Here is a 13,983-nt window from a genome sequence, read left to right as displayed (position 1 = left end):
ATGGCCGGGCATCTGTCGCGACATTTCCTGGAAGCACTCGAAGCCCGCGCCCAGGAGGCCATAGCCCACTGGGGACTTGCCGATGCGCGGCCCGAGTTGCTGAAATATCGAGAGAATGCCGCCTTCCGAGTGACGCTCGCCGACGGCGAACCGGCAGCGCTCAGACTGCACCGACCGGGCTATCACGACGTATCCGCGCTGCGCTCGGAGCTGCAATGGATGACGGCACTGCGCGACGGCGGACTGGCGGTGCCGAGCGCGATTGCGGCGTTGGATGGCCGCCTTCTCGTGCATCTGGACCCGACCGATGAATTTGCCGGCCAGCATGCCGATATCGTCAGCTGGATGCAGGGCACGCCGCTGGGTGAGAGCGGCGCTTCGCTCGTGCATGGCAGCGAGCGGCAAGTCGTCCTGTTTCATGCTGTTGGGGCCATGATGGCCGACATGCACAACCTTGCCGATCGCTGGTCGATGCCATCAGACTTCAAACGCCCCGCGTGGGATGCCGAGGGCCTGGTTGGTGAAAGGCCGGTCTGGGGACGTTTTTGGGATTGTAAGGGCCTGTCGGACGAACAGAGGCGTGACCTCGACATTCTGCGGTATCGCCTTCGGCGCATGCTCGATGGACTGCCGCGCGGCGAACTCGACTACGGCCTTATCCATGCCGACCTCGTGCGCGAGAACGTGTTGGTTCGTGACGATGGCGTCGCGTTCATCGATTTCGACGATGCGGGCTTCGGCTTTCGGCTGTTCGATATCGCCACCGCGCTTCTTAAGAACCGCAACGAGCCGCACTATGAGGTGATCAAAAGGTCGTTGATCGCAGGATATCGGAGTAAGCGTCCGCTAAGCGATGCCGCACTTTCGGCGCTGCCGATCTTCATGACGCTACGTTGCCTCACCTATATCGGCTGGTTTGCTGCGCGGCCGGAGGTTCCCGGTGTCGAGACTCGTCTGCGTCGCTACGCGAATGAAGCGCTGCTGCTGGCGCAAGCGCTACCGGTCCCAGCATGAGGTTTGCAGACGCCTCTTCAGTCGCCGAGCGTTGCGAGCTCGTCCAGCATGTCGAGCAGCACCTCGACGCGTTCGCGGCCGTAGCGCGCCTCGAGCGTGTCGTAGATTGCCCGGCTTTCCGGGCCGACATCGGCGATGACGCGCATGCCCGCCGGCGCGATCTCGAGCAGCACGCGGCGACCGTCATCGGCGTCCTTGTGCTTGGTGATCAGCCCGCGCTCCTCGAGCGACCGGATGATCCGCGTGAGGCTCGGCGCCAGGATGAAGGCCTTGTCGGCCATCTCGGACGCATCGACCTTGCCGGATTCGGCAAGGATACGGATGACGCGCCATTGCTGTTCGGTGATTTCGTGGCGTGCCAGCATCGGCCGGAAATGCCCCATCACCGCTTCGCGCGCCCGCAGAAGCGCGATCGGCAGCGACCGACGCGTATTGTGGGGAAGAAGGGCATCAGGCCCAAGCTCGACAGGGGTTTTCGCACGGCTCATGCGCGATCTATGGGCGATTTTTCACCTTTTCGCAATTGCCGCGGACGTCCGGTGAAAGTGAAAGCCGCTTGACACGGAGCGACATATTGTTAACGTGTTAAATAATAAATCGAAGGGGCACTGGGGACGGAAAATGCCACACTTGACGATCGAATATTCCGCGAACCTCGACGAGCGCGTCGACTTCGACCGCCTGTGCCGCACGATCCACAAGACCATCCTCGGGACCGGCCTCTTTGAAATCGGCGCCGTCCGCGTCCGTACCATCAGCACCAACCACTATGCCATTGCCGATCTCATGCCTGAGAACAGCTTCATCGACATGTCCTTCCGCATCGGCCGCGGTCGCTCGGATTCTGAAAAGCAGGCAACCGGGGCGGCCATCTTCGACGCCGTCACTCAAGAACTCGCCGGTCTTTTCGACACGCCCCATTTCGCCCTCAGCCTGGAAATCCGCGAGATCGACCCGGAACTCAGCTGGAAGAAGAACGCGATCCACCCGCGCCTTCGCCAGCAGGGCAACTGACCCCGGCAAAAGTCGGCAAGAGTTTCTGCGCCCGCACGAACGGCCGCGCACCACGATTGGAGAATGACATGTCCAAACTCGACGAGAACCTCAGTAAGGCGGAAGCCTATCTCGCCCGTTTCCGCACATATGGGGTCTTGAACCACATCAATGGCGAAGCCGTGTCGGCGTTGGACGGCGGCCGCTTCGAGACGATCTCGCCCGTCGACCTGAAGCCGCTTGCCACCGTTTCGCGCGGTAAGGCAGCCGATATCGACCGCGCCGCGCAGGCCGCCAAGGAAGCCTTCCCCGCCTGGGCCGCAATGGCGGGCGACGCCCGCAAGAAACTTCTCCACAAGATTGCCGATGCCATCGTGGCACGCGCCGAGGAGATCGCCTTCGTCGAATGCATGGACACGGGACAGTCACTCAAGTTCATGGCAAAGGCTGCTCTCCGCGGTGCGGAGAACTTTCGCTTCTTTGCCGATCGTGCGCCCGAGGCCCGGGACGGCAAGGTGCTTCGCGTCGATAACCAGATCAACATGACCACACGCGTGCCGATCGGCCCGGTCGGCATCATCACGCCGTGGAATACGCCGTTCATGCTGTCGACGTGGAAGATCGCTCCGGCGCTTGCGGCCGGTTGCACCATCGTCCACAAGCCGGCCGAGTTCTCGCCGCTGACGGCGCGCCTTCTCGTCGAGATCGCCGAGGAAGCCGGCCTTCCCAAGGGCGTCTGGAACCTGGTCAACGGCTTCGGCGAAGTCGCCGGCAAGGCATTGACCGAGCATCCCGCGATCAAAGCCATCGGCTTCGTCGGCGAAAGCCGCACCGGATCGCTGATCATGAAACAGGGCGCCGACACACTGAAGCGGGTGCATTTCGAACTCGGCGGGAAGAACCCGGTCATCGTCTTTGCCGACGCCGATCTGGAGCGCGCCGCGGACGCCGCGGTCTTCATGATCTATTCGCTGAACGGCGAGCGCTGCACCTCCTCCTCCCGCCTGCTGGTGGAAGACAGCATCTACGATCGCTTCACCGCGCTGGTTGCCGAAAAGGCCAGCCGCATCAGGATCGGCCATCCGCTCGACCCCGAAACCGTCGTCGGCCCGCTGATCCACCCGGAGCACGAAAAGAAGGTGCTCGAATATATCGGCATCGGCCAAAAGGAAGGCGCGACCGTTGCCGCCGGTGGCGCAAAATTCGAAGGTCCCGGTGGTGGCTGCTACGTCCAGCCGACGCTCTTTACCGGCGCCAACAATTCCATGCGCATCGCGCAGGAAGAGATCTTCGGGCCGGTCCTGACCGCCATTCCGTTCAAGAATGAGGCAGAGGCGCTGGCGCTCGCCAACGACGTTCAATACGGCCTGACGGGCTATCTCTGGACCTCAGACGTCACGCGCGCATTCCGCTTCACCGATCATCTCGAGGCCGGAATGATCTGGGTCAACTCGGAGAATGTGCGCCATCTGCCGACGCCCTTCGGCGGCGTCAAAAGCTCCGGTATCGGCCGCGACGGCGGCGACTGGTCGTTCGACTTTTACATGGAAACCAAGAACATCGCGTTTGCCAGTTCGGCGCATGCGATCGCCAAGCTCGGCGGCTGAGCGCGAGAGGCGAACCGCGCCGCCCAAAAACTGGAGGAGACAGAATGCCCTTACCGAAACCGAACCTTCACCCGCCCTTCAACATCGTGCGGCTGAGCCATGTCGAACTCGCCGTCACCGATCTTTCCAAATCACGCGCCTTCTATGTCGACGTGCTGGGGCTGCAGGTTACCGACGAGACCGCCGATACGATCTACCTGCGCGCCATGGAAGAACGCGGCCATCACTGTATCGTGCTGAAAAAGGCAGCGATTGCCGAAGCCCGCGATCTCGGTTTCAAGGTCTTCGGTGACGAGGACCTCGACAAGGCGGCGCATTTCTTCAAGCAGAAGGCGCTGCCGGTCGAATGGATCGAGCGCCCCTATCAGTCGCGCACTTTCCGCACCCGCGATCCACAGGGCATTCCGCTCGAATTCTACTCGAAGATGGACCGCCTGCCGCCGATCCACCAGAAGTACGCGCTCTATCGCGGCGTGAAGCCGTTGCGCATCGACCATTTCAACTGCTTCTCGCCCAATGTCGACGACGCCGTCGCCTTCTACAACGAGATCGGCTTCCGGGTTACCGAATACACGGCCGACGAAGAGACCGGACGTCTCTGGGCCGCCTGGACCCACCGCAAGGGCGGCGTGCACGACATCGCCTTTACCAATGGTCGCGGCCCACGTCTGCATCATACGGCCTTCTGGGTGCCGACGCCGCTCAACATCATCGACCTGCTCGACCTGATGTCGACCTCCGGATGGCTCGCCAACATCGAGCGCGGTCCCGGCCGCCACGGCATTTCCAATGCCTTCTTCCTCTATGTCCGCGATCCCGACAATCACCGCATCGAGATCTATTGCTCGGATTACCAGACGGTCGATCCCGATCTGGAACCGATCAAATGGGATCTCAAGGACCCGCAGCGCCAGACACTGTGGGGGGGGCCTGCGCCGCGCTCCTGGTTCGAGGAGGGCAGCCAGTTCGCGGGCACCGAGGCGGTGGAATCCGTGCTGAAAGCGCAGCCTATCATCGCCCCTTGAATCGAGGCATGAAAGGCTGGACGCAGAGGGAGGAACGTTATGGACGAAAAGACTTTCGGGCAATGGTCGCAGAAGGCGGCCGAATGGGGATCGGCCTATCGGGCGTCGCTGCGCAACAGACCCGTTCGTGCCCAGACGCCGCCCGGCGCGATCGCCGCCCAGATCCCGAGCAAGCCACCCCTGACCGGCGAGGACATGGCGGCGATCTTCGAGGATTTCGAAAACATCATCCTGCCGGGGATGACCCATTGGCAGCACCCGCGTTTCTTCGCCTATTTCCCCGCCAACGCCGCACCCGTCTCCGTCATCGCCGAATATCTGGTGACCGCGATGGCCGCCCAATGCATGCTTTGGCAGACTTCCCCCGCTGCGACCGAGCTTGAAACCAGGGTTCTCGACTGGCTGCGCCAGGCGATCGGTCTGCCCGATGGCTTTTCCGGTGTCATCCAGGATTCCGCCTCCTCCGCCACGCTGTCGGCTGTGCTCGTCATGCGCGAGCGCGCCTTGAACTGGAAGGGCAACAAAGAGGGGCTCAGCGCGCACCCGCCCTTGCGCATCTACTCCTCGGACCAGGTGCATACGTCCATCGACCGGGCGATCTGGGTGGCGGGCATCGGCGAGGAAAACCTCGTGCGCATCCCGGCGACCGGGCCGCTGCAGTCGATGGATTACCAGGCGCTTGAAGCGGCAATCCTGAGGGACAAGGCCGCAGGGTTTCTGCCGGCCGGCGTCATCGCCTGCACCGGCGGCACCAGCACCGGTGCCTGCGATGATATCGCCGAAGTTGTGCGTGTCGCCCACAAGCACGGCCTCTATGTCCATGTCGACGCGGCATGGGCGGGATCGGCGATGATCTGCGAGGAATTCCGACCGCTCTGGGCCGGAGTGGAAGAGGCGGATTCGGTCGTCTTCAACCCGCATAAATGGCTGGGCGCCCAGTTCGACTGCTCCGCCCACTTCATCCGCAATCCCGATGACCTCGTCCGCACGCTGGCGATCCAGCCGGAATATCTGAAGACCCACGGCCGTGACGGCATCATCAACTATTCCGAATGGACGATTCCGCTCGGCCGGCGCTTCCGCGCGCTGAAACTGTGGTTCCTGCTGCGCTTTCACGGGCTGGATGGTTTGAGAACGATGATCCGCAACCATGTCGCCTGGGCAAGTCGCCTTGCACAGCGCCTTGCAGCGAATGAAGACTTCGAAATCGTCACCGCCCCGCGCTTCTCGTTGTTCTCCTTCCGCCATCGCGGTGGCACCGACAGCGACGCGCACAACATCGCGCTCGTCAACGCCATCAACGACGATGGCCGGATCTACCTGACCCAGACGCGGGTCGACGGTCGCGTCGCCATCCGCTTCCAGGCCGGCCAGTTCGACATGACGGAGAATGATGCCGATGTCGCCTTCGATGTCATCACCGAGGTGGCCGCGGGGATGGCGAACCGGTGATTGGCGGCTGGCGCTCGAAGTGCGGGAATATGACACCGGGAAATTCAATGAGAACAAACATGTCTGCCGGTTGGCATCGCCTGACCAGGCCGGAGGATTAAAATGACGCTCGCGAAATTCGCCAGTTTTTCCGCGGCAGGTGGCCAGAGATACGGCCTTGTCACCGATCACGGCATCATCGATCTATCCCGGCGTTACGGCTCGAAATGGCCGACGCTGCGCGAGGCCATTGCCGACGGCGCCCTGACAAGGCTTGCGGACGAAGCCTCCGCCCTCGCCCCGGATTTCTCGCTGGCCGATATCCGCTTCGAGATCCCGATCCCCGCGCCGGAAAAGATCATCTGTGTCGGCGTCAATTTCCCTGATCGCAACGAAGAGTACCGGGACGGGCAGGCAGCGGCTTCCAACCCGTCACTGTTCATCCGTTTTCCCCGTTCCTTCACCGGGCATGATCAGCCGCTGATCCGCCCGCCTGAAAGCCCACAGCTCGACTACGAGGGCGAGATCGTCATCGTCATCGGCAAGGGTGGCCGGCGCATCCCCGAATCCTTGGCGCTCGACCACATTGCTGCGTTGTCGCTCTCAAACGAAGGCACGATCCGCGACTGGGTGCGCCATGCCAAATTCAACGTGACGCAGGGCAAGAACTTCGACCGCACCGGATCGATCGGGCCGTGGCTGGTTCCTTTCACCGACGAGGCGCAGATCGCCGATATCAAGCTGGAGACCCGCGTCAACGGCGAGGTCCGCCAGCAGGACCGCACGAGCCGGATGATCTTTTCGTTCCGCAAGATCATCAACTACGTCTCGACCTTCACTGCACTGGTGCCCGGTGACGTCATCGTCACCGGAACGCCGACCGGCGCAGGTGCCCGCTTCGACCCACCGATCTGGCTGAAACCCGGCGACGTCGTCGAGGTCGAGGCCGACGGCATCGGCGTGCTTCGCAACCCGATTGCCGACGAGGTCTGAGTCATGCTGAACACAAACGAAATCGCCGATGCCGCGAAAGCGCTTGATGACGCGGAAGCGAGCCGGACCCAGACCGGCCTCTTCTCCCTGAAGCATCCCGACATGACCATGGACGACGCCTATGCCGTGCAATCGGCCTGGGTGAAGCAGAAAATCGCCCGTGGTCGCAGGGTCATCGGCTGGAAGATCGGGCTCACGTCGAAGGCGATGCAATATGCGCTGAACATCGATATTCCCGATTCCGGCGTACTGTTCGACGACATGATGTTCGAGGATGGCGCGAAGATCCCGAAAGACCGCTTCATCCAGCCGCGCGTCGAGGCCGAAATCGCCTTCGTCATGAAGGCGCCGCTCTCCGGCGCCAATGTCAGCGTCTTCGACGTGCTCAACGCCACGGACTACGTCACCCCGGCGCTCGAGATTCTCGACACGCGCATCCTGCGTGTCGATCCGGAAACGAAGAAGGCCCGAACCATCGTCGACACCATTGCCGACAATGCCGCCAATGCCGGCATCGTCATCGGCGGCCGTGCCATGCGGCCGCAGGATGTCGATATGCGCTGGATGGGCGCCATCGTCTCACGCAATGCCGAGGTTGAAGAGACCGGGCTTGGCGCCGGCGTGCTCAACCATCCCGCCCGCGGCATCGCTTGGCTTGCCAACCGGCTCGCCAGCCACGGCGACCGCATCGACGCCGGGCAGATCGTGCTTGCCGGCTCGTTCATCCGCCCCGTCGAAGCCCGCAATGGCGATACCATCGTCGCTGATTTCGGGCCACAGGGAACCGTCAGCTGCTTCTTCGAATAGGGTGCGCCCATGCCTGCTCCACGCAATATGTTCAAGCTTGCGCTTGCCGAAGGGCGGCCGCAGATCGGCCTCTGGCTGGCGCTCGCCAATCCCTACACCGCCGAGATTTGCGGCGGTGCCGGCTTCGACTGGCTGCTGATCGACGGCGAACATGCGCCGAACGACGTACCGCTGATGATGGCGCAGCTCCAGGCCCTCGCCGGTTCGAACAGCCATCCGATCATCCGCCCGCCGATCGGCGAGGCTTGGCTGATCAAGCAGCTTCTCGATATCGGCGCGCAGACGCTGCTGGTGCCGATGGTCGAGACCGGTGAACAGGCCCGCGCGCTGGTCCGGGCCGTGCGGTATCCGCCCCACGGCATGCGCGGCGTCGGTGCGGCGCTCGCCCGCGCCTCCGCCTTCAACCGCATTGACGATTATCTCCCGACCGCCAACGCCGAGATCTGCCTGCTCTTGCAGGTGGAAAGCCGTGCGGGACTGGCGGCCCTCGACGAGATTGCTTCGACCGAAGGGGTCGATGGCGTCTTTATCGGCCCGGCGGATCTGGCAGCCGACATGGGCTTCCTCGGCTGGCCCGGTGCACCGGAGGTGCAGGAGGCAGTCGAGGCCGCGGTCGTGCGCATCCAGTCCCATGGCAAGGCTGCCGGCATCCTGACCGCGGACACCACCCTCGCCAAGCGCTACCTTGAATTGGGTGCGCTCTTCGTCGCCGTCGGCAACGATGTCAGCCTGCTTGTGGGAGCGACCAGCCGCCTGCGTGCGACCTTTGCCGAAAAGGCGGCTGCGCCGCCCGCATCCGGTTATTGAGAGGCAAGGCCGCCGAGTGCATAGTGCCGTTTCGATTGCAGATGGTCGAGCGTCCGCGCCACGCCGGCCTGAAGATCGATGCGCGGCGCAAGCCCATAGGACGCCTGCAGCGCCGTATCGCCACAACGAAAGAAGACGCCCTCGGGCTTGTCTGACCGGCCGCTTATTCTCGGCTCCCAACCAATGTGCCGGCTGACGAGCCGCGCGAGTTCGATGAAGGAGGTGGCGACTCCGGTGGAGATGTTGAGGCAGGCGCCATTCTGCAACCGGGTAAAGGTTCGCCAGACGAAGTCGATACAGTCCGATATGTGGATGAAGTCGCGACACTGCCGGCCCGAGCCCCAGACGAAAACCTCTTCCGTACCACGCTCATCGAGGAGCCGTCTGCAGATCGCCGGGAATGGATAGCTCAGGTCCTGATCCTCGCCATAGCCGCTGAACGGCCGGTAGGCGACCGCCCGCCCGCCATAATTCTCGACATAGAGCTTCATCAGGTATTCGCCGCTGAGCTTCGCCCAGCCATAACTCAGGTCCGGAACGCCGATCGTATGATCAAAGTCGATCATGTCTTCGCTCAGCTTGCGGTAGCCTTCCGGGCGCTGCAGGTTCACGGGGTAGGCAGCACTCGAGCTGAAATAGACGACGGATCCCGGGCGCGTGCGTGCCGCCCAGCGCCACATATCGGTGTCCACCGCGAGATCCTCGGCAACGAGAAGCGTCTGGGTCTCCAGCATGACACGACCGCCGACCATCGCGGCGAGATGAAACACCATGTCGAAACGATCGTCGGAGCGATCGAAATAACGGCGGCAATCCTCCTCGATGAGACAGAAACCTTCCCTTGGCGGGCTCGGCCAATCGGCGGGACGCATTGCCCCGGTTCCGCGCGCGAGTGAATCGACGCAAACGACATCGACGCCCTCCGACATCAGCTTGCCGCAGAGATGGCGTCCTACAAATCCGGCCCCGCCGGTCACCAATGCGCGCGCCATCCTCTCTCCCTTTCAGATCCGGCCGGCCATCTCAAACTCTGGATGTCCAGGTCGCGCCACCGCCCCTGTCATCACATCCCGGATCGCAAATTTGATCCGTCCGGCATAGATATCGACCATCCGCTGGCACCATTCGTCTCTCGAGGGCGCGACCCTCTTGCCATAGGCAAATGCACCCTCGCTCAAACGCCGAACGAGATCGTCGTTTTCCAGCAGCACCATCTTGTCGGCTAGGGATCGGGCATTGCCGCTCTGAAAAACCAACCCCGCCTGGTTCTCTTCGATTTCTCTGGCAATGAGCGCATTGCTGCTGGCGATCACCGGTATGCCCGACATCAACGCCTCGGCGGCGACGAGACCGTAGGGTTCGGGCATCCGCGACGGCATGAAAAAATAGCGCGCCTTGGCCGCGACGGCGGTAACCTCGCAATCATCAAGCCATCCCGGAACATGACAGTGAGGAAGTGTGTTTTGTATCTCCTGGAGCAACGGCCCTTGCCCAATCAAGGTCGCCGCCTTGCCCGTCGCGTTGAGCGCCTCGGCAAGCGTACGGACGCCCTTTTCCACCGTCATGCGGCCAAGAAACATGGCGCGTTCGTTCTTCCAAGCTTCAACGGGAAACCGCGCGAGCGGCGTCGACGGCGTGCGTAACGTCAGGAAATTTCGAAGCGAGCCCGTGCTCAGGTAGGGTTCCATGCCCTCATGCGCGAGGATGACACCGACGCGGCCCCAGAAGACCTCACCGGCGGCACTCTGGGTCATCGATCGGCCGAAACGCCACAGCTTGTGAGGGTAGTTGCGCTTGTCGCAGGCGCTGGCCAGGCAGCCGGCAGACAGCGGTTTTTCAGCGCAGATATCGCCCTTGCCGAAGTGGGCATAGGCGCCGTTCGGGCAGGTGAGGAAGAAGTCATGCGCGGTGACGATAACCTTGGCCTCGCTGCGCGCAAGCGCGTGAAAGATCGAGGGTGACAGGATCTGCGACCAACCGTGAACATGAACAACCGTGTCGCTTCCGGCCTTGAGCAATCGGCGCAAGGCGCGGTAGGCGCGGCCGTTGAAATTCCTGTCGAACAGGTTTGCGAAGCGGACGCCGTCCCGCAAGGGGCGCTCGCCCAGCGCCTCCACCTTGACGCCCGGAAATCGTGAGCGAATGCCTGCACCGTCGTCCCCGACCAGAACGGAACAATCGAGCCCCGCCTTAACGCCTGCCTCTATGCATTGGAGCGCAACCTTGGTCGCACCGCCCACGGGCTCCGACACGTCGTTGACAACGATAAGCCGCATGAACACCCGCCTCTCCGAGACTTTAACTGCGCGACCTAGATGCCCCCATTTCGCCGCCTGTTACTGACGGTTTGCAAGATATCATTTTGCGGTAGACCCTGCGCGCGGATGGGCGGAACAGCGCCATGCCAAACACCTCAAGGTGCGCATTGTGGGGCCGAAATGGTCGTCTAGCCTTGGCCTCCACCTACGGCAGGCACGCTTTTGGCACCGCTTCGCTGTTGTTACTTTGCGAGAACGTAGACGCCGTAAAGTAGGATCAGCACTGCTGCAGCGACGGCTGCAATCAAACCCAGGCGCCTTTCGATGAAATGCCGGACGGCTTCGCCGTGTCGGCGAAGAACCGCCGCCAGAATGAAGAAGCGCACGCCGCGCGTGATCACCGCCGATGCGATGAACATGCCAAGGCTGACATTGGCGGCCCCGGACAGGATGGTGACGACCTTCATCGGCAGCACGTGCGCAAGCCCCGATGTCACCAGCAGAAGCACGATTGCCTCCATGTCGACCGAAGCGCGCATGGACTCGAACGCCTCGATCTTGCCGTAGAACTGCAGGATCGGCCGGGCGATCGCGTCGAAGGCGTAATGCCCGAGGAACCAGCCCGCGATGCCGCCGAGCACCGAGAACAGTGTGGCCAGAAAGGCATAGCGATAAGCCCTATGCGGCTTTGCCAGCACCATTGGCAGGAACAGGACGTCCGCCGGAACGACGAAGACGGAGCTTTCGACAAAGGCGACGAGCGCCAGCCACCAGGCGGCAGACTTCCGGCCAGCGAGGTCCATCGTCCAATTGTACAATCTGCGAAGCATGGGAAATCCGGTCGTTCATCGGGGAGCGTCCCGCACGGGACCTTGGCGGGAAGCGTTCCAATCCCGGAGGCCGGGACAGAGGCTGAACACGCATCGAGTTGATCCAGTCAGTTACCAATGGGCGGATTTTTGTCTGTCGGGAAATGAGGCCGGAGCGACTTTAGCTTGGGCGATGCTTCCTTTCGCGTCGCCGGCTGGAGTCATCTCCAGGCGCTAGCCGTCGCCTCCAGGCGCAATCATGGAACTTTTGTTGTTTCATGATATTGCCAGCCGCCATCATGTAACTTAAAAAGATACAATCTGAAACAAAGAGGCCCGATATGACCCATGACGTAATCATCCTCGGCGGCAGCTACGCCGGCCTTTCCGCCGGCCTTCAACTCGCCCGCGCGCGCCGGAAGGTGCTGGTGATCGACACCGGTTTGCGGCGGAACCGTTTCGCCGCCACGTCGCACGGCTTCCTGACCCAGGATGGCAGCACGCCGGCTGAGATCGCCGCCGAAGCCCGCTCGCAATTGATGGAATACCGGACGGTCGAATGGCTGCAGACCGAAGCGACACGTGCCGAACGCGTGCAGGATGGCTTCAAGGTCGCCCTGCGACAGGGCCCTGATGTTACCGGGAAGCGTCTTATCCTCGCCACCGGCGTCGCCGATGTCCTGCCGGAGCTTACGGGCCTTGCCGAACGCTGGGGCAGAAGTGTCTTCCACTGCCCCTATTGCCACGGCTACGAACTCGACGAGGGCCGGATCGGCGTGCTTGCTACGTCACCTCTGTCCATGCATCAGGCGTTGATGCTGCCGGACTGGGGTCCAACCACCTTCTTTATCAACGGTACATTCGAACCCGATGCGGAACAGTTGCAGCAGCTTGCACGGCGCAATGTCACGGTGGAGCATGGGCTCATCGACAGGCTCGAGGGTGAACGGGTCGACGTCGTCATGAAGGACGGGCGGGTGTTGCCGATGGACGGCATATTCACCGCCACCGGGACGGTGGTCTCGGCGCCATTTGCGGAACAACTCGGCTGCGCCTTGGACGACGGCCCGCTCGGACGCTACATCCGAACCGACGCCATGAAGGCAACGACGGTTCCCGGGGTCTTTGCCTGCGGAGATGCGGCAAGGCCGACGGGGTCGGTCGCGCTCGCCGTTGGAGACGGCGCCATGGCCGGGGCCGCCACCCACCGGTCGCTGATGTTCGACTGACGGGCCGATCGGAGCGGGTCCCGACATCACGCAGTTGTACCTACAGCGCCGCGCGTCTTATCAGACGCGCAAAGGTCGCTGTAGCACTTTGAATTACTGCATGTTTTATCCTTAAATCGGCTACGATTTAAGGAAACATGCAGTAAGACCTCCAGCCTCCCCTGGGCGGCACTATCCATGCTATCAGATGCAAAATAGGGACGATTGCCATTGCGACAGGACGGACGACTTTCACGGCTGCTGCATGTGCTGCTGCACATGGAAAAGCACCCAGCCCCGATGACATCCGAAACGATCGCCCGGATGCTGGGCACGAACTCCGTCGTCGTGCGCCGGACGATGGCCGGTCTTCGCGACGCCGGTTACGTGTCGTCCGAAAAGGGCCATGGCGGCGGCTGGACGTTGTCCCGGCCGCTTTCCGACATCACCCTCCTCGACGTCTATCGAACCATCGGCAGCCCAGGCTTCTTCGCCATGGGTGTCGCAACCGACGAGCCGCAATGCCTGGTCGAACAGGCCGTCAATTCGGCGCTGGAGCGAACACTCAGTGAGGCCGAGACCCTGCTGCTCGCGCGCCTCGGCGAGATCGCTATTTCCGATATCGCTGCCGATTTCGAGAGGCGCTATGGCGCTGTCATGGGTAACCGCTTGCCCTCCTGCACACATCATCCGGCCGAGCAGAGCTGAGAATTTGCGCCGAGGTTCACGCCTCGCCGCTGATTGCCTTGGATAGCGTTTATATTTCCGGCGATGACATGTTGGCTCAATCGAGACGCTGCCCCCGCGGCGGTTTAAGAGATCGAGCGGGATGCAGCGGTTTCATGCGCGTGCTGTTGGTCGAGGATGAAGGCGAGCTTGCGGGCGCACTGAGAACCGCATTGAGCCATCACGGGATGGTGGTCGATCACGGGCGCGGCCTGTCGGAGGCCGCCTTCATCTGGCGCGATGCGGTTTATGACGTCGCCAGGGGGCCGATCGTAAAGATTGTATTTAATCTTTTCCGGTAAGTT

15 protein-coding genes are annotated in these 13,983 nt (G+C 62.4%); 11 read left to right on the top strand and 4 right to left on the bottom strand.

Features of this window, described 5'->3' with window-relative positions; translation table 11 throughout:
- A complete protein-coding gene (locus tag ABIE33_RS14125; protein ID WP_429125884.1) occupies positions 1-1,014 on the top strand; it encodes a phosphotransferase enzyme family protein in 1,014 nt (337 codons plus the stop codon).
- Between the two features lie 17 nt (positions 1,015-1,031).
- On the opposite strand, the gene hpaR is transcribed toward ABIE33_RS14125, so the two are convergent.
- Positions 1,032-1,502 carry a homoprotocatechuate degradation operon regulator HpaR gene (gene hpaR / locus ABIE33_RS14120; protein WP_429125882.1) on the bottom strand — a complete coding sequence of 157 codons (471 nt, stop codon included), beginning with the start codon at positions 1,500-1,502 and terminating at the stop codon, positions 1,032-1,034.
- A gap of 133 nt (positions 1,503-1,635) precedes the next feature.
- Here hpaR and ABIE33_RS14115 point away from each other — a divergent pair, with 133 nt between their 5' ends.
- The 7 genes from ABIE33_RS14115 to hpaI all read left to right on the top strand — a co-directional run bounded on the left by ABIE33_RS14115 (position 1,636) and on the right by hpaI (position 8,677).
- Positions 1,636-2,028: a 5-carboxymethyl-2-hydroxymuconate Delta-isomerase gene (locus tag ABIE33_RS14115; protein ID WP_429125880.1), complete on the top strand. Its 393-nt coding sequence runs from the start codon at positions 1,636-1,638 to the stop codon at positions 2,026-2,028.
- 68 nt (positions 2,029-2,096) lie between these two features.
- Complete coding sequence (gene hpaE, locus ABIE33_RS14110) at positions 2,097-3,614, top strand: 5-carboxymethyl-2-hydroxymuconate semialdehyde dehydrogenase (RefSeq protein WP_429125879.1); 1,518 nt, start codon at positions 2,097-2,099, stop codon at positions 3,612-3,614.
- Between the two features lie 44 nt (positions 3,615-3,658).
- On the top strand, positions 3,659-4,639 hold the full coding sequence (gene hpaD, locus ABIE33_RS14105; RefSeq protein WP_429125878.1) for a 3,4-dihydroxyphenylacetate 2,3-dioxygenase: 981 nt from the start codon (positions 3,659-3,661) through the stop codon (positions 4,637-4,639).
- A 39-nt stretch (positions 4,640-4,678) separates the two neighbouring features.
- Positions 4,679-6,091: a pyridoxal phosphate-dependent decarboxylase family protein gene (locus tag ABIE33_RS14100; protein WP_429125876.1), complete on the top strand. Its 1,413-nt coding sequence runs from the start codon at positions 4,679-4,681 to the stop codon at positions 6,089-6,091.
- A gap of 102 nt (positions 6,092-6,193) precedes the next feature.
- Entirely contained in the window at positions 6,194-7,063 is an 870-nt protein-coding gene (locus tag ABIE33_RS14095; RefSeq protein WP_429125874.1) for a fumarylacetoacetate hydrolase family protein, read from the top strand.
- Between the two features lie 3 nt (positions 7,064-7,066).
- Positions 7,067-7,870 (top strand): 2-oxo-hept-4-ene-1,7-dioate hydratase, encoded by an 804-nt coding sequence (gene hpaH, locus ABIE33_RS14090; RefSeq protein ID WP_429125872.1) that lies wholly within the window; start codon positions 7,067-7,069, stop codon positions 7,868-7,870.
- Between the two features lie 9 nt (positions 7,871-7,879).
- Entirely contained in the window at positions 7,880-8,677 is a 798-nt protein-coding gene (hpaI, locus tag ABIE33_RS14085; RefSeq protein WP_429125871.1) for a 4-hydroxy-2-oxoheptanedioate aldolase, read from the top strand.
- Here hpaI and ABIE33_RS14080 read toward each other — a convergent pair.
- From ABIE33_RS14080 to ABIE33_RS14070, 3 genes are all read right to left on the bottom strand, one after another.
- Positions 8,671-9,669 (bottom strand): NAD-dependent epimerase/dehydratase family protein, encoded by a 999-nt coding sequence (locus tag ABIE33_RS14080; protein ID WP_429125869.1) that lies wholly within the window; start codon positions 9,667-9,669, stop codon positions 8,671-8,673. The genes hpaI and ABIE33_RS14080 overlap by 7 nt on opposite strands.
- A gap of 12 nt (positions 9,670-9,681) precedes the next feature.
- On the bottom strand, positions 9,682-10,953 hold the full coding sequence (locus ABIE33_RS14075; RefSeq protein WP_429125868.1) for a glycosyltransferase: 1,272 nt from the start codon (positions 10,951-10,953) through the stop codon (positions 9,682-9,684).
- A gap of 224 nt (positions 10,954-11,177) precedes the next feature.
- Positions 11,178-11,765, bottom strand: coding sequence for a YqaA family protein (locus ABIE33_RS14070; RefSeq protein ID WP_429125867.1), 588 nt, complete (start codon positions 11,763-11,765; stop codon positions 11,178-11,180).
- 320 nt (positions 11,766-12,085) lie between these two features.
- Between ABIE33_RS14070 and ABIE33_RS14065 the strand changes: the two genes are divergently transcribed.
- The 3 genes from ABIE33_RS14065 (at position 12,086) to ABIE33_RS14055 (ending at position 13,980) form a co-directional block, all read left to right on the top strand.
- Positions 12,086-12,973 (top strand): NAD(P)/FAD-dependent oxidoreductase, encoded by an 888-nt coding sequence (locus ABIE33_RS14065; RefSeq protein ID WP_429125865.1) that lies wholly within the window; start codon positions 12,086-12,088, stop codon positions 12,971-12,973.
- Between the two features lie 210 nt (positions 12,974-13,183).
- Positions 13,184-13,660: an Rrf2 family transcriptional regulator gene (locus ABIE33_RS14060; protein ID WP_429125864.1), complete on the top strand. Its 477-nt coding sequence runs from the start codon at positions 13,184-13,186 to the stop codon at positions 13,658-13,660.
- Positions 13,661-13,794: 134 nt separating this feature from the next.
- Positions 13,795-13,980, top strand: coding sequence for a hypothetical protein (locus tag ABIE33_RS14055; RefSeq protein WP_429125862.1), 186 nt, complete (start codon positions 13,795-13,797; stop codon positions 13,978-13,980).
- Positions 13,981-13,983 lie beyond the last annotated feature (3 nt).

Origin of the sequence: Ensifer sp. 4252 (genome assembly GCF_050434565.1) — a bacterium.
GTDB lineage: Bacteria > Pseudomonadota > Alphaproteobacteria > Rhizobiales > Rhizobiaceae > Ensifer.
Note: the sequence above shows the minus strand (reverse complement) of the source record. Positions and strands in the feature narration are given on the sequence as shown.